The following is an 18,604-nucleotide window of genomic DNA, read 5'->3' as shown; positions in this document are numbered from 1 at the left end:
GGCCATGCTTACACCAGATTGTGAGTGCGCGCGCCGGCGGAGGGAATTGCCTAGTTATGATGTATTGATGCAGGATGCGCATTGAATCGCCGGGTCGGCAAGCCCATCCGCCAGCGCGACGGCTCGCGTCACTCAGAAGCGGTGTCGCAATCCAATACCGCCGCCTACTTTGCTACCCTTGACGCCCATGAATGCGGGCAGCGCGTAGCCACCGTTGATGCGGTTAAAATCAACCTCGGCGTAGATGTCCGTGCGCTTCGAAAGGTTGTAGTCGGCGACGCCGGTCACCATGATGCGGCTGCCGGAGGCATTGCGCTGCCGGTCGTAGTGCGACGCCACCGAGAGCGTAAGGGCCGGCGTGGCCGACACCGCGAAGCCACCGGTAAATACGTCATTGCGGGTTGGACTCACGTCGAATCGATTGTTCAGATAGCCGAAGGTCAGCTTGACTATCCCCCACTGGTAGTTGCCGCCCAGGCCCCACACCTTTCTCGCCTCGGGCGTCGTCAGCGCATTGGCCTGCTGCCAGAAGCCACCGAGGTCCACTGGACCCTGCTTATAGCCCAGCGAGACGCCATAACTGGAGCTGCGCTTCATATGGCCGGCCACCTCGCCAAAGGTATAGTGCGCGCCCGCCGATAGCGCGCCCCATTGCCCAAAGTACTTGGCCATGTTGTCCTGGCGCGGCCCCGTATAGCCGTTGAGGATAGTAACGGCGTCCAGATTCGGATGCCCATTCGGCTGGAAACGCGACGTGGCATCGTAGGCCGTGGTGAACTGCCGGCCAAAGGTCATTTTGCCGAGGGTGTCGTGGTTCAGCCCCACCCAGGCCTGCCGACCGAACAAGCGTCCCTGTCCGCCCGTGCTTTGCTGACCGTAGTTTGCCGTTGCGGTACCCTGCGACGATATCCCAGTCGTCGGATCAAAGCCGCTTTCCAGATTAAAAATGGCGGACAGACCGCCCCCGAGCGCCTCGTTGCCGCGCATGCCCCAGCGCGAGCCGTTGAAGTACCCGTCGGTCAATTCGGCCAAGTTGTTGTCGCCCGCATTATTGTTCGAATAGCGGACCGTGGTATCGATAATGCCGTACAGGTTGACCCCGGACGAGGTCTGCGCCTGAACGGCACCAGTGATGACGAAACCAAGGACGGCTCCCGCCGCCAGCTTCCTGTTTACCCGGTTCCCCCGCGCCAGCTTGATATTCATTCAATCTCCCCATGGCTTGTTTTGGTATTTCGCCCCGCCCTTGCGGCCGCGCAAACGACGGATGGCGACTCGAAGCCAGTTTGTAGGGATCAACGGAAAATGGGAATTGCAATGTTTCGATGAATTGATGCGGTTTACGCATCAACATCAGATGTCTTACGTGTAGAAGCAGATGGTGCCCATCATGAGGGTTGGCCGGCTTCGCCAGCGCCGGCCGTTACCACCGAGCTACATCAGGTGCGGCATGAGGCGCAACTGGCCATGGACTGCGCCGAGGCGACCGTCACGCTTTCGACCGAGCAGGGGTTTCCGCTTCACCTGGCGTGGGGAACTATCTTTCAGGGCCGGGCGCTGGCCTCGCTCGGACATGGCGAGGAAGGAATTGCCCTAATACGTCGTGGCCTGACCGCCTATCAGGCCACGGGCGCACAACTCGGAAGGTCATACTTTCTGGCCCTGCTGGCCGAAACCTATGGGAACGCGGGGCAAGCCGAGGCAGGCCAGAATACGCTGGTCGAGGCAATGGCCATGCTGAACAGAACCGGGGAACGCTACTACGAAGCGGAGCTGCATCGACTCAAAGGTGAACTGCTGGTTCATGAGCCAAGCGCTCGGACCGATGGATCCACGGGCGACGACACGGCGGAAGTGTGTTTTCACAAAGCCATCGCAGTGGCGCGCCACCAACGTGCCAAGTCGCTGGAGCTGCGAGCGGCGCTGAGCTTGGCTCGGCTTTGGCAACGACAGGGCAAGACGGCAGCGCGGCAGATGCTTGCCGAAATTCGCGGCTCCTTCACGGAAGGCTTCGACACCGCTGACTTGTGGCAAGCCAAGGGGCTACTTGAGCGGCTGTGACGAGCAGCTACGTCGGGGCCCGTTCACGCTAGTAGCAGGTCTTCATACGGCAATTTCCGTGGCCGTCCGCTGATGGCAGCGCAGCTCGACAAACTCCTCCTCTCGCACGAAGATGTCTGGATCCCAAAGCACGACGAACTCACATAATGGGTCAAAGCCAAATGCCACTGTGAAGCCCAGTTCGCGCTGCGATTTCCTCTCGGATTCGCATAGCAGCACAAGCGCGTAGGACTGAAGGATGAGGGACCAAAGAAGCTGGTCCCTCGCACCTGAATCCTCCTGCGGACGGCAACCCGAGGGCAGGTCTCCACGTAGACCGTGGCGGTGGCCTGCTGCCGCCATTCATCCCTCGTCAGTCTCTCGTCTTTTTGTCTTCTCGCGGCAGCGGGAAAGATACCGGCAAGGTATTCGCTTTCCCTTCTCCTAGCACTCTGCGATGGCAGGGAACACGCCGAAGACAGTGTCTATTGCGGAGCGCCCTTTTGCGCACGCTGCTCATCCTTGGTCACATCCCCCGCAGCCCAGTGCGTGGCTGGCACTTCGCACGCAATGACGCGTACGCTTTCAAGCGGTACCCCGAGGGTCTCGTGAACTGTATTCGCGATGCCTTTGATGCAATGCTTGACGAGCTCATCGGGACGACCTTTGACCATGGTAATTTGAATGATCGGCATTACGGTTCTCCAAGTGAAATGGAATGAAAATGTGACCGGCCCTGGTGCATCATTTCTGGATTGCCACCAGTCTTGGACCGCTCATATGTTGGGGGGGCGATCTCGATCGTAGCGCGTAGCCCCCACGCTCACGCGCTCACCCTTTGGGCCTTGTTGCGCCGCGAACAAGCGCTCGCGACTTTTTTCGTAGCATCGTTTCAGAAGACGTGACGCAGGCCGAGAACCATACCGAGCCACGAGGCGGACCGACTCCCAGTTGCATACCCGCGCGCCCTCGACAAACTTGCTTGCGCTCACACCACCATCGGATTCAGAGCACCATCCATGGTGACCAACGCCGCAGTCACGTAGCTTGCGCAATTCGACGCGAGGAATAGGCGCAACTTCTTCCGGGCGGGCGTACCTGCCGAGCGGGATCCGATCCTCGTTCGCCTTTAGCAGTTCAGCCTCGGACTTTCCAGTAAGCCTGGATTCGGTTTCCAGCGCATTCTTGACCCGGTCGGTATTGGTGGCGCCGGGATTATTATAATAGCCCCAAAACCGGCTTCAACTGACCTTGGCTGCGTACTCCTTCCATCCCGGCGCATCACGCAGCTGAGCGCGCTTGCGGGCTCGGTCTTCCATGCTGTCGTAGGCCCACAGGTGGATGACTTGATGCAGCACGCCCGTGTCCGGCGAAGAGTGTCCGAGCAAGTGCAGGACTTGCGTCTGAATCGGTGCGCCCTCCCGCTCGTAGAGCGAGAGGTATTCCTTCATGTGCTCGGGCTTGATCGTGTAGAGGCGTTCTCGACGATCATGGCAATCAGTGGGCCACCTGGGCTGCCTCGAACGGCATCCCCTGGACGGCCTCCGGATTGTGAACGTTGATCGGCGAGCCTGCGTCAAAGGCCAGCACCTGCTTGAACGCATTGCCGTAGGCGATCTCGTGGTTGTCGATTTCCACGTAACCAATGTGAGGCGTGCAAAGCGCATTCGGCAACGACAGCAGCGGGTCGGCGGCGCCGGTGACCGGTTCGTTCTCGAACACGTCGACGGCGGCCATGCCGGGGTGGCCAGCCTTCAGCGCCGCGGCCAGCACGCCAGGGGCGATCAGCTCAGCCCGGCTCGTGTTGACCAGGAGCGCGGTGGGCTTCATCCGCGCGAGGTCTTCGGGGGTCACGAAGCCCCGCGTCTCGTCGTTCAGCCGCACGTGCAGCGTCAGCACGTCGGATTCGGCAAAGAACGCCTCGCGGCTTGCGGCAACAGCGTGTCCGTCCTTGATGGCCTGGTCGAGGTAGCGGTCCCACACCAGCACTTTCATCTCGAAGGCTTTGGCGTAGTTGGCAATGACCTTACCGATGCGCCCATAGCCCATGATGCCCAGGGTGCGCCCGCGCAGCCCGCGCCCGATGGATGATTGCCAGGTTCCGTTCTTCAACGCATGGGCCTCGAAGGGGATATGGCGCATGGCGGCAATGATGAGCCCCCAGGTCAGTTCAGCCGCCGCATAGGAAGGGCGCGACGTGAGCGCGGAGCACACAGCCACGCCATGCCGGGTGCAAGCATCCAGGTCGATGTGCGGCACGTGTCCGTTCTGACTGATGAGCTTGAGCCCCGGCAACCGGCTCAGCAACGCCTCGTCGATCACCGTGCGCTCGCGCAGCAGCACCAGCGCATCTGCTTCCTGCACGCGCCGGGTCAGCGCGTCGAGGTCGGCGATGTGCTCGTTGAGAATGGAAACTTCGTGCCCTTGCAGGCTCCGGAAGCAGTCCAGATGGCGGACGATGTCCGCATAGTCATCGAGAATAGCGATCTTCATGGAAATATCCTCAGGCGTTGGATGGCAGGTCGGCCACGGGGCAGCCTTCCTCAATGAGCTTGCATTTGCGGGCCTCGGCGGCGGCCTTCTTCTCCGCCAGCACGAGCACTTCTTCGGCCCTTGCGCGCGGGATGAAGCACACGCCCGTGTCGTCAGCCAGCACGATGTCGCCCGGAGAGACCCGAATGCCGCCGATCTCCACGTCGCCGTTGATCTCGACGGTTTCGATGCGCCACTTGCCCGTGACCGGCGAAATCTCCGTCGCCCAGAGCGGGTAGCCCACGCTTCTAGAGTGCCCAATGTCGCGGATCGCGCCGCTGACGATGGCGCCTGCCTCACCTTGCCGCTTTCCTGTCTGGGCTGAGATGCCGCCCATGTTGGAGACGCCGGTCACGCCATCAATGACAACCACGTCGCCCGGCAAGGCGAGGTTGTGCGCCTCGAACTCGGCCATGCGGTTCGCATGCTTACGAGCCGACTCATAAGGGTGCTCGCGCAGCATGATGTTGCGCACCGTCAAAGCCGGGCCGACGATGCACGCGCCCGCGATCGTGGGAACGAACTGCGAAGCCCCCTGCGCCCCCGTGATGCCCAGCTCGTCCAGGATGTCCGAGACGACGCTGCTCGCATCGCCGAGCGCCTTGAAGCGCTCGACCAGCCCTTCAGGCGGGCGCGGCACCTCCATCAGCCCGATGCGTTCGCGGGCAATTTTTCCTGTCAGTTTTTTGTCGCTCATAAACAGTCCTTCCTCAGTTCTCAAGTCCTTGCTTGACCATCCAGTTGCGCACCAGCCGGGCCACGTCGTCGCTGTTGCGGTCCATCATTACCATGTGGCTGTTGCCGCGGATGCCCAGTGTGGGCAGATCGATCGTGTCGGCCGTGCCGCCTGCGTTGCGGATGGCGTTGGTGTATGTCTCGACCGTGTTGCGGGACCGCGTCCACAGTGCGCTCTCAGACACGTAGTCGCCCCACACGGTCAGATGCGGGATGTGCTTGACGCGGGCCGGGTCTTCCTTGGCTGGGTCGATAGCGGACACCGGTTCGATCAGCACCACTGCCTTGACCTTGTCCGGCGCATGCTGCGCCGCCGTGTACACGAACTGGCCGGCCTGGCTATGGCCCATGATCACGCAGGGGCACACCCGCTGCACCAGCTCGTCGTAGGCTTTCTGGATCCACGCATCGCTGCTGCTCCAGCGCGCGACGAATTGCTTGGTGAACTGGTCGATCTGCGCCACCGGGAACTGCACACCCGGGTAGGTTTTCTGCTTGCCGACGTTCGCCGAGTACCCACCGGCAGGGCCGAAGCGGAAGATGTCCCAGGCCTGGTCGATGGTGCGGTGCTCGGGTTCGCTGGGATTGATCTCCGGATAGCGCGCCCACGAAGCACGGCCACGCTCCACGGCATCGGAGACGAAGGTGTCGTAGCCCGCTTGCATGAAATACTCGTGCCAGCCGGAGCGTCCGTCGGGCGTGGTCTCCCACGTCACGCCGGAGAGCCCACCGCCGTGCCACAGCAGCAGCGGCACCTTGGCGCGCGGCGACGCGAGCGTGAACTGCTGCACGTATAACTGCCCGACTTGGTAGTCGCCATTCGGATCGGATTTGCGGATCGGCGCCTGTGGATTGGTACGGATCTCCTTGACCGGCAGGCCGCTCAGCGTCTTGCGTTCGCCGCCGATGTGGTAGCCGCGCACGCTCTTGAGCGCGATGGCGTCCTCCTGCCCACGCGGCGCTCCTGCACAACCGGCAAGCACCGCGACCGACATGGCCAGTATTCCTATTGAGCATTTCATGAATCTCTCCCCCGGTCTAATTGATCTGCACATTGGCCTTCTTGATGAGTTCGGCCCAGCGCCTGATCTCGCTTTGCATGAACTGTGTCAGTTCTTGAGGCGAGCTGCCGACCACTTCGATGCCGGAACTTGCACCGAGCCTGTCGCGAACTTCGGGGGTCTTGAGTAGCTTGACGATCTCCGTGTTCAGACGGTCGAGAATCACTTTGGGAGTGCCTTTGGGCGCATACACGGCCTGCCAGGCCGCTACCTGAAAGCCCTTGACGCCGGCTTCCTCCATCGTCGGCGTGTCTGGCGCTGCGGCAGTACGCTTGGGCGTCGTCACGGCAAGCAGCCTGAGCTTGCCCGCGTTGACGAGTGGGACACCGGCAGTCAACTGATCGAACAGAAACGCGACCCGGCCGCCCGCCACGTCCTGCAATGCCTCTGGCTGCCCCCGGTAGGGCACATGCGTAAGCGGCACGCCGATCAGATCGGCGAAAAGCTCGCCCGCCAGATGCGTGGACGACCCCACACCCGGAGACGCGAACGTGCGCATGGCCGGATCCTTCCTGATCAGTGCGATGAGGTCCTGTACCGAGCGAACCGGCAGTTGTGCATTGACGTACAACGCATTGGGGACCATCCCAACCAGCGTGATGGGCTCAAAGTCCTTGAGCGGGTCGTAGCCCAGGTCTTTGTAGAGCCCCGGATTAATGGCGTGAGTGCTGATCGTTCCGCCAAGCAACGTGTAGCCATCAGGATGAGCCTTCGCAACGAGACGAGCAGCGATCGCACCGGCAGCACCCGGCTTATTGTCCACGATCATCGGCTGACCAAGGGTCTTCGAGAGCCCCGTGCTGATCGCGCGTCCGACGATGTCGGTTGTTCCACCGGGCGTGAACGGCACGACATAGGTGATGGGCTTGGTAGGCCAAGCTTGTCCCGAACTCGGCGACGCCGTTTGGGCGCCGGCCACGAGTGGCTTCCATGCGAATGCGGCAGTTGTCAGTGCCGCAGTAAAGGTTCGTCTCTTCATTGAGGTCTCCGTGTTGGCTTTAATAGGTTGTGTTTTAGTGCATTACAGAGCGATTTGATTCATAATGCAAACAGTTATTTCTAATTAATTCAGCGACATTGCTTATGAATGTGACCATCCGACAGCTGCGTGCCTTTGTGCTCGTCGTGCAAAAAGGGAGCTTTACTGCTGCGGGGAACGCGATGCACTTGACGCAATCGGCGCTCAGCCAACTGGTTCGTGACCTGGAGACCGCATTGGGAACACAGCTCATTGACCGCACCACCCGCCGCACTAGTCCCACAGCGGTGGGGCAGGAGTTCTTCGCGAGTGCGCAACGCATCCTCAGCGAACTGGAACACGCTGTAGGCAACGTCGACAAGCTCTTGGCGCTGCAACGCGGTCGCGTCGTCATCGCCGCGCCGCTGATCCTGTCGAGCACCTTGCTGCCGAAGATCCTTGCGACATTCCGCAGCGAGCACCCAGGCGTCGATGCACTCGTGCTGGACTCCTTGACGGATCAGGTTCTGCCGAACGTCCGCTCTGGCATAGCGGATTTGGGCATCGGCACGTTCCGACGAACGGAGGACGACCTGTCCAGCGTTCTGCTCTTCTCAGAACCGCTTGTGGCTGTTTTTCCTCGGCGCCATGCGCTGGCGCGCCTGGGGCGGCTGACATGGCAGGATCTCAAAGGTTTTCCACTGCTGACTTTGCGCAGCGGAAGTGTTTTCAGGGAGCTGACGCAGGCTGGATTCGTTGCAGGGGAGTTGCCGTTCGAGCCCGCGCTGGAAGCAACCTACAGTGGCACGTTAATTGCTCTAGTGAAAGCTGGACTTGGCGTCGCCATCGTGCCCGCACACGCCTCAGAGCTGTTGGGTAATGCCAGCGTCGCATGGAAGCGGCTGGAAAAGCCTGTGATCGAACGCGACGTGCTGATGGTGCATCGAGCCGGCGTCGCGTTGTCGCCGGCGGCCAATGCGTTTGCGGAGCATCTTGTACGGTGCGTACATACAGAGTCCTGACGCCCAATGCTGACGGGCACGCAGCGTGATTGAACCGCACAACCACTTGAGGGGTGTCGACTGTCTTATGCCCAGGCTTCACCTCAATGATGCGAGAGCATCGTCGCCAACCGGTTGCGCGTAAGATTTCGACTCCGACTGGGAGCGCCTACTATATTTCGTGAATAGAGCGCCTGTCGAAAAGAAGGTACAAAAATGCAGATTGCCAGCGGACATTGGTATCCGCTGGCAGATCATGACAAAAAATAGATTAATTGCACGCAGCCATAACGCGCGACGGGCTGCCACTTCCTCCTTCGATTGGCAGCGCCCCAATAATCAACGTGCACTTTTTGGCTTTATGCGCGGCCAGTTCATCCAAATTTGCAATATTTTCGACAAACTTCCAGCCGCGCTGCAATCCTCTGACGTGGGAGTGGTAGGAGTGATTCCATTGATCGCCTTCGCCACGCTCCGTCTCGCCGCTGTCGATGCCGAGATTGTCTGTTGCTATTCCGTTTACTCGGATGCCATTTTGGTTTTCGATTTCAATCAATCGATCCAGCGCCGCCTTGCTAACACCGGGGAAGTTCCAACCATTCACAAATGGAGAAGTGTCCAGGTTTTGGTCGTTGAAGAACTTTCCCCAACCACTATTGACCACAATCCACGAATTATTCTTGATCTGACCTGCAACAGCGTCGATGTCGGAAACTGTGACATTGTTGCCGGAGTTTTCAGAGAAGTCGGTCCTCCTTCTATCGGGGCTTGGAACTCCGCCATTCTTGTCCAGCTCCTGTTGAATCCGCTTGCTGATGTCAATGAATACGATAGATCCGGTGAGATCCTTCAGCGTAAGCTCATTCTGAAACTTGGGCTTGACCGCGCCAGCTTCAAGGGTTGCCTGGGTGTTCACGTAGTGAGACGGAGCATCGATGTGCGTCCCATGATGCTCGGCGATCCGGAGTATGCCCCGATAGAAATGGCCACTGTCCATGGGGTTGACGCTTGGCACGAAGACAGCCTGAGGAAAGAAGCTCGGGATCGGTTTGCTTTCACCCAGCGGCTTCGTCAGATCGGCTTCGGTGGGCTTCCCAGGCAAGGGCTCGAAGGTCGGGATGGGGTATGTAAGATCGATGAACCGAGTCTCCTCCGCCTCTTCCGCGCTTGCTTGCGCATGGGAAGCGCCACAACCGGCAAGCATGATAGCTCCGGATGCAGCCAAGCCAAGGGCGATGATGGTGTGTAGTCTATTCATGAGTGTGACGGAAGATTGATTGGAAGATTATTTATATAAGGCGTGGGAATCACCGTGCGCGTTGAGAAAGGTTTTATGTCTCTTACTTGATTTTTTGCATGAATTTTTGAAAGTGTGGTGCAAACTCCGTGAACAGTGGGTGTCCGCGATGCTTCAGAATCACCTCTCCAAATAATTTCAAACAGACTGCAAAGGAGGTGGCTGTCTGTGTCTCGAAGCCTCCGCGTGCTCGAATTTCTTCGACGATGCCAAGCATATCGGCGTGATTTCAGACTTTGAAAGATAGGTGGCTTGCCTGGTTGGTGGCTGCCCATTTGCATCGGTGAGATGCTCGACAGTTATTCGATAGCGATGCTGCCTCATGCAAGCCACTTCAGGTTTTTATTGAAAATTCACAACCGATATCTTTCATGCCGTTTTGGAGGAGAGAAAGAAGATGGTCATACAGTTTTAGCCTGTGACCGGGGCCCTTCCCATCGATTTGATCGGGGGCTCACGACGGTTGATGCGGTTGTTCCAGTTTTGCTTGTCGTGCTTTTTGCAAATTAAAGAGCGAATTCATTAATATGGCAAACAGTTATTTCTACTACACTCAGTAAAATATCTTATGAATTTGACCACTCAACAGCACCTTGCTCCTTGTTGGGCCTTGACGCTGCGGAAGGCGATGCTCCGGAGGCGATCGGCAGCGAATCGACTGGCCCTCGGCCAGGGGGCAACATCGGACACGCACTGGGATCAACAGTTGATCGGCGGCGGTGTTGCAGGAAGCCGTTAAAAACCCTGGGATGCCGCCATGCATCGGAGTATCGTCTCGATATCAAAGAGGCGGGGAGTCGACATGCGATGCACGATCGTTCTCGAGTTCGATGATGGCGAAGCCACCGCGGTCAAACGGGTTGAGTTGATGCGGTTCCACCGCGCCGACTCCGGCGAACCCGGCGACGTCGGCTTGTCCCTTGCAGAAGGCAAATCATTAGTCAATAGCGTTCAGCAGGAATTTGTCGTAGAGCAGATCGATCGCTACTGCGCGTTGCAGCGAGCTTGTAAAGCCTGCGGCGCGCTCCGTCGTGTGCATGACGGGCATTCCTCCGAATTGAAGACCACCCTGGGCAAGGTCTACTACTGCCGCGATCGATGGAAAGCATGCAAGTGTGGTGCGGACCGATCCAGGTATGTGTCGCCGCTTAAGAACTACGTTAAGGAGGCAAGCACGAGCGAGCTACGATGGCTGCATGCTGAACTCGGCGCCACGATGCCCTACCGGCAGGCCAAGCAGGTCATGGACCTTTTGTTACCTACCTCCGGACGCGATAGTCACGTGACGATCCGCAATCACACAATGGCCGTCGGCAAATCCCTACAGGACGCATTGCCCGTGCGGCGATGGTGCAAGGAGGAAAGTCCAATTGCTGAGCTAGGGATTGATGTCGGCTATGTTAGGCGAGCGCGAAATAATGGCAAGGGAACAGGCAAAGACAATCGCGCAAGGAAGACGTCATCATCGATAGCCGTCGTGGTTGCGGCGTTAGGCCAGCCTGGCAGCCAACCACGGGTCTGGGCTTCCGCCATGCCACGCACCAAGCGATTGCAGGAGGAAATGACAAAATTCCTCGTGGACAGCGGGTACGACGATCCTAATGAGGTCTGCGTCGTGACTGACGGCGCCCTGGATCTTGCCGGCGTTGCTGACGACCTTCCGTTCGATACCGAATGGGTACTCGACTGGGCGCACATCGGTCGAATGATGCGATATGTAGATCAAGCTATCGCTCCTCTGGCGTATGGACGCCTTACGGCTAACGGGTCAGCGTTCGAGCTTTGGGATTTGTTTGTTCGCTTTCGCAGCTTCGTCTGGACCGGACAAACGTTTCGTTGGCAGAAGCTCGCTAAGGAGCTGTGTTGCCTGCTTGAGCTGCGCGAACGACTCGACCCAAACGCGAGACGCCAAGCAAGACAAGCACATTGCAAGCTTATAGCTTTGATCAGCTACCTCAATAGCAACCTTGAGTCGCTAATCGACTATCGTGCCCGGCAGCGTGTTGGCCGACGAATCGCGACTGGCTTCGTCGAGTCATCTATCAATCGAATCATTGGTCGCCGCATGTGTAAGAGCCAACATATGCGTTGGAGTCGTACCGGGGCACACCGCGTCGTGCAAGTGCGCGTCGCGCTCTTGAACCAGGAATTTCACGAACTCGCTCAACGAGATTTCCCATGGATTGGCCAGCGACGTGTGTCTTGGCCCTGGCAGCGACCGTCCCGGGCTTTTTAACGGCTTCCGGCAACAGTAGCGGCTAGCGGCTGAGGGGGCGCCGTCAGTCCTGGCGCCCGAGGCCGTCCTCGACCAACAGGTCGACCAGCTTGCGCGCAAACAGTGGCAAGGCGCCGAGTTCGGCCACGCAGATCTGCAGCTTGCGCTCGGCCCATTCGTCGTTGAGCTTGACGATGCGCAGCGCCATCGTATGGGCGTGGCGCGCGGCGGTGCTCTCGGGCAGAACGCCGACACCGACATTTGCCTCGACCATCCGGCACGCGGTCTCGAAGTTGCTGACCTGGACGCGCCAACGCGGTTCGCGCTGCAGGTTCGCCCCAGCGCGCTTGAGGAAGTTGTGGATCGCGCTGGCTTCCGGCAGGCCGATGACGTCATAGTCCAGCGTATCGATAAAATCGACGCCATTGCTCTCGGCCAGCGGATTGCTCAATGCGGTGGAAAGCACTAGAGGGACAGGGGTGAGGGCAGGCACTTGCATACCGAGGCGCGGCTCTTCGTCGACGCTCCGGCCGTCACCCACACCCCTCTCCCATCGCCCGGGAAGCGGTCCTTCATTTGGGGGGCGGCCGGCGGCCAGCGCGCTGGTACCTGAATTCTGCACTCCTGCGCTGACATTCGGCCACTCCTCAACCGTTTGTCAGCAAACTGCGCCGCCGGCGCGCGGCGCCTTTCATTCCATTCGCACAAAAAAGAACGGCCGTCCCGGCGAGATGCCGAGCGGCCGCAAACGAGCATCAGCTCGGTGTCGATGCTTAGATTCGGTATGAAGTCGGAACGGTTCTGAAAATCGGATAGATGCTGCCGTAGTGTTGAAGCAAGGTAGGCGATCGTAACCAAAACTGGCACCGGCAACCAGGCCGCGCCAGATCCACCTGCCTGACATTACTGCCGCTTGGCCGCTCCTTTTTCTTGAACCTCTTGTCCAACTCCTTGATGACGATGAGCCGCCGACGGTTTGCTCAATCATGGCCACATGCTGCAGCCCCTCGCGCAAGCACCTTACCCCGCCTGTCGAATATATGACCTGGACGGGCAATACTCGCAAAATTTCAGTGCCGCAGTGTGTGTGCTTCGAAGCTACGGTGTTTGGCCGTCGTCAAAAATGTGGCCTGGAAGTCAAAATTATGGATCCCTCAACCGTACCCCGCCCATGAAAGACGCATGGGCCGCCTTTCGGGCCGGTACATATGCGTCGATGCGGCCGGGCAGCCGGGTCGCGACCACCGATGCGCGCCGCAAAAGAGCTAACGCGAAATCCCGGTCCAGCTCTCAACCTACCCGCTGCGCCTGCGCCCAAGCCAACTCGGCCACGCGCGCAAAGCGTTCGCCCATGGCATGCGCCTCGGCATTGGACGCCGTGCCGCGCGCAACTCTGCCCTTGATGCCATGCAGGATCGCGGCGAAGCGGAACATGTTGAAGGCGATGTAGAAATCGAGGTTCGGGATACCATCGCGGCCTGTACGCCTGCAATAGGCGTCGACATACGCAGCCTCGTCCGGCAATTCCAAGCCTGCCAAGTCCAGCCCCGAGATGCCACCCAGGATATCAGGCGGCATGCGGAACATCATTACATGGTAGGCAAAGTCGGCAAGTGGATCACCGAGGGTCGACAGTTCCCAGTCCAGCACCGCCAGCACCCGGGGCTCGGTGGGATGAAAAATCACGTTGTCGGCCCGGAAGTCGCCATGGGCAATGGCAACCTCATCGGCGGCTGGCAGATGCCGAGGCAACCAGTTGGCGAGCAGATCCATCGCGGGATGCCGACCGGCCAGTTCGTCGCTCAGGTACTGGGCCGACCAGCGCGCCACCTGGCGAGCCACGTAACCGCCAGGCTTGCCGTAATCGCTTAGACCGATCGAAGCGGGATCTATTGTATGCAACCGGGCCAGCGTCGCGTTCATCGCGTCCATGTACGCCGCCCGGTCATGCCGTGACACATCGGAAAAGCTGGCATCCCAGAAGATCCGGCCTTCGATCATATTCATGACGAAGAACCAGCTGCCAATTACCGAATTGTCGGTGCAAAGCCCGTGAATATACGGCACCGGAAAATCCGCTTGGCCGAGCGCCGCCATCACGCGCGCTTCGCGCTCCACCGCATGGGCGCCCTTCAGCAAGGCGCCGCGCGGTTTGCGCCGCAGCACATAGCTGCGGCCAGGCGTGGTCAGGCGGTATGTGGGGTTAGACTGCCCGCCCTTGAACTGGTCGATCGTGAGCGGCCCCGCATAGCCCGCCACATTCTGTTCCATCCAGCGCTCCAGGGCCGTCTGGTCGAACTGATGCTGCTCGCGCACCGGCACCGTGCCGGCGAAATCATGCCTGTTAGTCATGTTTGTCCTCGGCGTCGAAAGCGTTACGCTTCATCATCTTCGCTAGCGTCCATTTGTTAACTGCGATCGAGCCGTCATAGATTCGAAGGCATACGGCCACTCCCGGCCATATGCCTCCACTCAGGGTCTACACATCTTGCGTGCCGAGACCAGCGCCCTTATCATCGCGGTAGGAATGCCCATTACTGAGCACCCCCCGCACAGATCCGTACGAGCCCGATTCGGGCATACGGCTCCTACCTCGGGTGTTTGACGGCAAAGCGCCGGTCCGGCCATGGATGAAGGATTCGAGGCTGCGGGAGCCAGGCATCCGCGATCCGCTCGACCCGCGTCCACGTCATATGATCCTTTTGGCTGCGGCGCCTGAGCGCACGCCGCCAGAGGTCAACAACGTGGTAACGGAACGCGCTGAGCGCTCGCGAGTTCGTTGGTACCGCGTGGTACGCGAAGTATCCGCGCACCACCTGCCCAAGCCATTTTCCTTGCGCAGGAATCGGGTCGTGCATGCGCCGTCGCAGGTCCTCCTTGATCTGCCTGAGCTTCGCCCGCATGCGATCACCGCGAGTCTTCCTCTGCAACTGGAAGGCACCGCGACGCGATCGTCCGCAGATAAAGATGAAGCCCAGGAAGGCGAAGGTCTCCGGCCGGCCAAGGCCTCGACTCTGGCGGTTGGCCGCTGCGTTGCGGCCAAACTCCAGTAGCCTCGTCTTGTCCGGGTGAAGCGCAAGCGAGAACTCCTCCAGCCTCTGTCGCATCGCGTCCCAGAAGCGCCGCGCGTCAGCTTCGTGCTCGAAGCCAACCACAACATCATCCGCGTACCGCAGAATGATGACGTTGCCTTTAGCTTCCCGCCGTCGCCACCGGTTGGCCCAGAGATCAAACACGTAGTGCATATACACGTTCGCGAACAGTGGCGAAGCCACCGAACCCTGCGGTGTACCGGTTTCACTGACGCTCAGTTCCCCATTCTCCAGAACGCCCGCCTTGAGCCATTTCCGCACAAGGCGAATGACGCGCTCGTCGCCGATCCGATGCTCCATGAACCGAACCAGCCAGTCCTGACTGACCGAGTCGAAGAAGCTCCGGATGTCGGCGTCTAGGATCCAGTTCACCGGGGTGCGGATGATGGCCGTTGCCAACGCGTCCAACGCATCATGCTGACTGCGTCCGGGTCGGAACCCGTACGAGAAACCGAGGAAGTCTTCCTCGTAGATCGCATTTAGCACTCCAACCACCGCGCGCTGGACGATTTTGTCTTCCAGTGCGGCAATCCCCAATGGACGCTGTTTGCCGTCCGGCTTTGGTATGTACTGCCGCCGAACGGGTAGCGCCCGATACGCTCCGCTGAGTACTTGCGTGTGCAGACGCTGGAGATGCTCCTCCAGTCCTGCCTCGTAGTACCTCCACGTCATGCCATCCACTCCCGGAGCCGCGTTGCGTTTGAGCGCATAAAACGACTCCCGAAGCCGGTCGGCAGTGACGTGATGCAGCAACGCAGTGAACCGCTCCTTCTTCCGCTGCCTTGCAGCTCGCCGTACACGTTCCAGCCCCTGTGGCACGCTTGCCCGGTTCTGCGCCCGGCACGTGTTGGACTGACCCATGTTCCCCTTGGTCCCCGCCCTTCGCTCCACCCACTCCGCAGCCGATTTCCCGGCATTGTTCGCAGGCTTCCTCGCTAGTACGGCGGAGTCTGACTTCTCCCGTCCGTTCATCATCGGCTACGGCTCCTCGCCTTCCCGATGCGGACCAGGCCATGCTGCGACTGGCCAGACGAGAGATCTCCCGGTTCCCGCGCAAAGAGCGTCCGTGCGTGCCAGGGTCTTGGACCACGCCGGGTCGTCGAGGCACTCGCGTTCACGCGCCCCTTCATGTTGCCTTCCGCGTTCTGAACCGCGTCGGCACCCGGAACAACACAACTATCGCGGCTCGATGGCTGGCCCGCACGTTCCCCTACCGACGCTTCGCTGACCACCTCACGGTGGCCTGCGCACGGCTCGGGGCCGATGTGGTTCGCTATTCCTTCATCGCAGTGGACTTTCACCACCTACTCCTTACCGGTCTCCCGGCGCACTCAGAACTTGTGCCGAATCCCCAGCGCAACCCCGGTTTGGTTGGTTTTCCCCGGTGCGAGCGTCTGCAGCGAAGCGAAGTTGAGCGCAGAGTTTTTTGCGTAGGCGGCCACGCCATAGACGTCGGTGCGCTTGGATAATGAGTAGATTCCCTGCAACACGTACTGTTGCGGATTGGCCGGGTTGGCGACGCCTGCCTTCGACTTGATGTCGTCGTAGTAGTAGGCGAGCGTCAGCCCGAATGGCGTGGCGATCTGATAGCCGATGCCGGCCCAATACATATTGTCGCGCGACGAGGTAGCACCGTTTGCGGCGACGTCCTTGCCCCAGCGGTAGCCGGCCGAGAGCCGGATCGGTCCCTGCGTGTAGGTGCCGGCCACTGCTGCCTTGCGCGACTTGGCGATGCCGGCGGCGGTGTCGGGGCCATTGCCCTGGTCATAGATCGCCGAGACCGCAAACGGCCCCGACCCATAGCTGACGCCGCCGCCCCAGGATGCGCTGGCCTGAATCGAGCCAGGCTGTTCGCCGAACGCGTAGTGAGCCTGCGCCGTCAGCGCGCCGAGGGCGATGCGGTACTTGACCGCGTTATCGACGCGCAAGGGCCCGAGCAGCACCGAGAACGGTTCGTAGGTGCCCGAGTAGTAGAGCGGCGTAAAGTTGGCCAGGATGTCAAAAAACGTCGTGTATTGCCTGCCAAACGTTAGCCGTCCATAGGGCGATTCCATGCCGACAAAGGATTGCCGGTTAAACAAGCGCGAGGTGTCGGCCATCGTACCGGTGTCGATATTGAAGCCGCTCTCCAGCACGAACAGGGCCTTCATGCCGCCACCCAGATCTTCCACGCCGCGCAAGCCCCAACGCGGGCCGGACAAGCCGGCAGAGGTGAGCTTGACCGCCGACTTGGCGCTGTTATCTCCCGCAACTGCAGAACGATTGTTGCTGCTGTACTCCAGATAGGTATCGGCCACGCCGTAAATCGTAACACTGGATTGCGCGAATACGACCGGCGCCGACATACCCGTTGCACCCATCGCCATAACCGATGCCAGAAACCGAACCCGTCCAATCTTGTTCAAAACACTCCTCCTTATCGATGTGATGCACACCCTGCGGGAATTCCCCATTTCCCGGCGGCAATTTATTCTTCCTGCCTACCTGCCTACCTGCCTACCTGCCTACCTGCCTGCTCATCAGAAGAACGTTTCTGATGATTCAATTCAGAAATATGAGATAACGCGCCGCCCCTCCTTACGCAGTGTTAGCCCCGGCCCATACCGAGGCAACAAATGGGCCGCCCTTCTCGAAGGCTCAGTCCAGCCGAATGTCGGCCGCCTTGATCAAGGCGGACCAGCGTGCCTGATCGGCGCGGACATCGGCGGCGAATTCCGGCTGCGGCTTGCCCCCGGGCTCGTAGCCCAGGTCGGCAAATTTCCTGACGACGTCCGGATTGCGCGTCACCGCCGAAATCTCGGTCTGCAAGCGCTTGACGACCTCCGGGGGCGTTCCCGCGGGGGCGAAGAAGGCGCCCCAGCCGAGCGCTTCGAAACCCGGCAAGCCAAGTTCCGACAGCGTGGGGACATCGGGCGTCAGGCGGCTTCGCTTGGCGCCAGAGGAGGCGATGATGCGCACCTTCCCGGATACGACATAGGGACGCACAGACGGGTAATCGGTCCACATCGCGGCGACCTCCCCGTTCGCCAGCGCTTGCACCGCGGCACTGCCGCCTTTGTAGGGGACGTGGAGCATGCCGGCACTTAGCGCCTGGTTCAATGCGTGGCCGTACAAGTGCGACGACGAGGCGTTGCCGAACGACGAGTATTCCCACTTTTTGGTGGTGGCTTTCGCCTCGCTGGTGAATGCTGCGAAATCGGTGGCCTTTACGCGGCTGGTGCTGACTGCCAGCCACAGCGGCGCGCTAACCAGGGTGGTCACGGGAACGAAATCGCGCAGCGGGTCATACGGGATCTTCGGCATCGCGCTGGCAGTCTGCAGCAGGATCGGAATCGTGAACAGTAACGTATAGCCGTCAGGCTGGGCCTTGGCGACATAGTCGCTGCCGATCACGCCGCTTGCGCCGGGCCGGTTGTCGACCACAATGGCCTGCTTCATATTGACCTGCAGCGCCGAACCGGCGATGCGCGCGACCACATCGGTACCGCCACCGGCGGGGAACGGCACTACGACCCGCACTGGCTTGTCGGGGTACGATTGGGCCGCAACCGGGCCGCACAGCAGAACCAGCATCGCCATCAGGGCACGCCGGCGGGGGAATGAAATCCACGTCATTGGATCACCTCGACAAATTCGGAAGAAAAAAAGGGGGCTCTGCGCGTATGCGCAGTGG

At 60.1% G+C, this 18,604-nt stretch carries 17 protein-coding genes; 3 read left to right on the top strand and 14 right to left on the bottom strand.

Annotation, left to right across the window (positions count from 1 at the left end; all coding sequences use genetic code 11):
* Positions 1 to 132: 132 nt before the first annotated feature.
* Positions 133 to 1,206, bottom strand: a complete 1,074-nt coding sequence (locus AC10V3_RS09255; protein WP_022534937.1) for a porin — start codon at positions 1,204 to 1,206, stop codon at positions 133 to 135.
* Positions 1,207 to 1,467: 261 nt separating this feature from the next.
* Between AC10V3_RS09255 and AC10V3_RS09250 the strand changes: the two genes are divergently transcribed.
* The gene (locus AC10V3_RS09250) at positions 1,468 to 2,061 is read left to right on the top strand and encodes a hypothetical protein (RefSeq protein WP_041681034.1); all 594 of its coding nucleotides are present in this window, start codon (positions 1,468 to 1,470) and stop codon (positions 2,059 to 2,061) included.
* A 464-nt stretch (positions 2,062 to 2,525) separates the two neighbouring features.
* Here the strand turns inward: AC10V3_RS09250 and AC10V3_RS09245 are convergent, their stop codons facing one another.
* The 6 genes from AC10V3_RS09245 to AC10V3_RS09220 all read right to left on the bottom strand — a co-directional run bounded on the left by AC10V3_RS09245 (position 2,526) and on the right by AC10V3_RS09220 (position 7,347).
* Complete coding sequence (locus tag AC10V3_RS09245; RefSeq protein ID WP_022534934.1) at positions 2,526 to 2,735, bottom strand: tautomerase family protein; 210 nt, start codon at positions 2,733 to 2,735, stop codon at positions 2,526 to 2,528.
* Positions 2,736 to 3,281: 546 nt separating this feature from the next.
* Complete coding sequence (locus AC10V3_RS09240) at positions 3,282 to 3,644, bottom strand: NIPSNAP family protein (protein WP_454751922.1); 363 nt, start codon at positions 3,642 to 3,644, stop codon at positions 3,282 to 3,284.
* Positions 3,538 to 4,533 carry a D-2-hydroxyacid dehydrogenase family protein gene (locus tag AC10V3_RS09235; RefSeq protein ID WP_454751921.1) on the bottom strand — a complete coding sequence of 332 codons (996 nt, stop codon included), beginning with the start codon at positions 4,531 to 4,533 and terminating at the stop codon, positions 3,538 to 3,540. Before AC10V3_RS09235 ends, AC10V3_RS09240 begins: the two co-directional genes overlap by 107 nt.
* 10 nt (positions 4,534 to 4,543) lie before the next feature.
* Positions 4,544 to 5,269, bottom strand: a complete 726-nt coding sequence (locus AC10V3_RS09230; protein ID WP_022534929.1) for an RraA family protein — start codon at positions 5,267 to 5,269, stop codon at positions 4,544 to 4,546.
* A gap of 13 nt (positions 5,270 to 5,282) precedes the next feature.
* Positions 5,283 to 6,329, bottom strand: coding sequence for an alpha/beta hydrolase (locus AC10V3_RS09225; protein ID WP_041681032.1), 1,047 nt, complete (start codon positions 6,327 to 6,329; stop codon positions 5,283 to 5,285).
* Positions 6,330 to 6,345: 16 nt separating this feature from the next.
* Positions 6,346 to 7,347: a Bug family tripartite tricarboxylate transporter substrate binding protein gene (locus AC10V3_RS09220; protein WP_454751920.1), complete on the bottom strand. Its 1,002-nt coding sequence runs from the start codon at positions 7,345 to 7,347 to the stop codon at positions 6,346 to 6,348.
* A 104-nt stretch (positions 7,348 to 7,451) separates the two neighbouring features.
* On the opposite strand from AC10V3_RS09220, the gene AC10V3_RS09215 reads away from it, so the two are divergent.
* On the top strand, positions 7,452 to 8,348 hold the full coding sequence (locus AC10V3_RS09215; protein WP_022534926.1) for a LysR family transcriptional regulator: 897 nt from the start codon (positions 7,452 to 7,454) through the stop codon (positions 8,346 to 8,348).
* Between the two features lie 250 nt (positions 8,349 to 8,598).
* On the opposite strand, the gene AC10V3_RS09210 is transcribed toward AC10V3_RS09215, so the two are convergent.
* Both AC10V3_RS09210 and AC10V3_RS09205 read right to left on the bottom strand, forming a co-directional pair.
* Positions 8,599 to 9,585 carry a cyclase family protein gene (locus AC10V3_RS09210; RefSeq protein WP_349606934.1) on the bottom strand — a complete coding sequence of 329 codons (987 nt, stop codon included), beginning with the start codon at positions 9,583 to 9,585 and terminating at the stop codon, positions 8,599 to 8,601.
* A gap of 82 nt (positions 9,586 to 9,667) precedes the next feature.
* The gene (locus tag AC10V3_RS09205) at positions 9,668 to 9,841 is read right to left on the bottom strand and encodes a DUF3861 family protein (protein WP_349606932.1); all 174 of its coding nucleotides are present in this window, start codon (positions 9,839 to 9,841) and stop codon (positions 9,668 to 9,670) included.
* Between the two features lie 585 nt (positions 9,842 to 10,426).
* Here AC10V3_RS09205 and AC10V3_RS09200 point away from each other — a divergent pair.
* Positions 10,427 to 11,860: an ISKra4 family transposase gene (locus AC10V3_RS09200; RefSeq protein ID WP_022534924.1), complete on the top strand. Its 1,434-nt coding sequence runs from the start codon at positions 10,427 to 10,429 to the stop codon at positions 11,858 to 11,860.
* Between the two features lie 43 nt (positions 11,861 to 11,903).
* Here the strand turns inward: AC10V3_RS09200 and AC10V3_RS09195 are convergent, their stop codons facing one another.
* From AC10V3_RS09195 to AC10V3_RS09175, 5 genes are all read right to left on the bottom strand, one after another.
* Entirely contained in the window at positions 11,904 to 12,338 is a 435-nt protein-coding gene (locus tag AC10V3_RS09195; RefSeq protein ID WP_349606930.1) for a LysR substrate-binding domain-containing protein, read from the bottom strand.
* Positions 12,339 to 13,129: 791 nt separating this feature from the next.
* Positions 13,130 to 14,191, bottom strand: a complete 1,062-nt coding sequence (locus AC10V3_RS09190) for a phosphotransferase family protein (RefSeq protein ID WP_022534922.1) — start codon at positions 14,189 to 14,191, stop codon at positions 13,130 to 13,132.
* A 236-nt stretch (positions 14,192 to 14,427) separates the two neighbouring features.
* Positions 14,428 to 15,906 (bottom strand): group II intron reverse transcriptase/maturase, encoded by a 1,479-nt coding sequence (gene ltrA / locus AC10V3_RS09185; protein WP_022535554.1) that lies wholly within the window; start codon positions 15,904 to 15,906, stop codon positions 14,428 to 14,430.
* A gap of 356 nt (positions 15,907 to 16,262) precedes the next feature.
* Positions 16,263 to 17,336, bottom strand: coding sequence for a porin (locus tag AC10V3_RS09180; protein WP_051369727.1), 1,074 nt, complete (start codon positions 17,334 to 17,336; stop codon positions 16,263 to 16,265).
* A 232-nt stretch (positions 17,337 to 17,568) separates the two neighbouring features.
* Positions 17,569 to 18,546 carry a Bug family tripartite tricarboxylate transporter substrate binding protein gene (locus AC10V3_RS09175; RefSeq protein ID WP_022534919.1) on the bottom strand — a complete coding sequence of 326 codons (978 nt, stop codon included), beginning with the start codon at positions 18,544 to 18,546 and terminating at the stop codon, positions 17,569 to 17,571.
* Positions 18,547 to 18,604 lie beyond the last annotated feature (58 nt).

It is taken from the genome of Cupriavidus sp. PB-02, from assembly GCF_058252315.1.
Note: the sequence above shows the minus strand (reverse complement) of the source record. Positions and strands in the feature narration are given on the sequence as shown.

What these genes read in the sequence shown, in the direction of transcription:
- AC10V3_RS09255 (WP_022534937.1), bottom strand. Translation starts at nt 1,206, where the DNA reads ATGAATATCAAGCTGGCGCGGGGGAACCGGGTAAACAGGAAGCTGGCG.
- AC10V3_RS09250 (WP_041681034.1), top strand. Translation starts at nt 1,468, where the DNA reads ATGGACTGCGCCGAGGCGACCGTCACGCTTTCGACCGAGCAGGGGTTT.
- AC10V3_RS09245 (WP_022534934.1), bottom strand. Translation starts at nt 2,735, where the DNA reads ATGCCGATCATTCAAATTACCATGGTCAAAGGTCGTCCCGATGAGCTC.
- AC10V3_RS09240 (WP_454751922.1), bottom strand. Translation starts at nt 3,644, where the DNA reads ATGCGTTCAAGCAGGTGCTGGCCTTTGACGCAGGCTCGCCGATCAACG.
- AC10V3_RS09235 (WP_454751921.1), bottom strand. Translation starts at nt 4,533, where the DNA reads ATGAAGATCGCTATTCTCGATGACTATGCGGACATCGTCCGCCATCTG.
- AC10V3_RS09230 (WP_022534929.1), bottom strand. Translation starts at nt 5,269, where the DNA reads ATGAGCGACAAAAAACTGACAGGAAAAATTGCCCGCGAACGCATCGGG.
- AC10V3_RS09225 (WP_041681032.1), bottom strand. Translation starts at nt 6,329, where the DNA reads ATGAAATGCTCAATAGGAATACTGGCCATGTCGGTCGCGGTGCTTGCC.
- AC10V3_RS09220 (WP_454751920.1), bottom strand. Translation starts at nt 7,347, where the DNA reads ATGAAGAGACGAACCTTTACTGCGGCACTGACAACTGCCGCATTCGCA.
- AC10V3_RS09215 (WP_022534926.1), top strand. Translation starts at nt 7,452, where the DNA reads ATGAATGTGACCATCCGACAGCTGCGTGCCTTTGTGCTCGTCGTGCAA.
- AC10V3_RS09210 (WP_349606934.1), bottom strand. Translation starts at nt 9,585, where the DNA reads ATGAATAGACTACACACCATCATCGCCCTTGGCTTGGCTGCATCCGGA.
- AC10V3_RS09205 (WP_349606932.1), bottom strand. Translation starts at nt 9,841, where the DNA reads ATGCTTGGCATCGTCGAAGAAATTCGAGCACGCGGAGGCTTCGAGACA.
- AC10V3_RS09200 (WP_022534924.1), top strand. Translation starts at nt 10,427, where the DNA reads ATGCGATGCACGATCGTTCTCGAGTTCGATGATGGCGAAGCCACCGCG.
- AC10V3_RS09195 (WP_349606930.1), bottom strand. Translation starts at nt 12,338, where the DNA reads ATGCAAGTGCCTGCCCTCACCCCTGTCCCTCTAGTGCTTTCCACCGCA.
- AC10V3_RS09190 (WP_022534922.1), bottom strand. Translation starts at nt 14,191, where the DNA reads ATGACTAACAGGCATGATTTCGCCGGCACGGTGCCGGTGCGCGAGCAG.
- ltrA (WP_022535554.1), bottom strand. Translation starts at nt 15,906, where the DNA reads ATGATGAACGGACGGGAGAAGTCAGACTCCGCCGTACTAGCGAGGAAG.
- AC10V3_RS09175 (WP_022534919.1), bottom strand. Translation starts at nt 18,546, where the DNA reads ATGACGTGGATTTCATTCCCCCGCCGGCGTGCCCTGATGGCGATGCTG.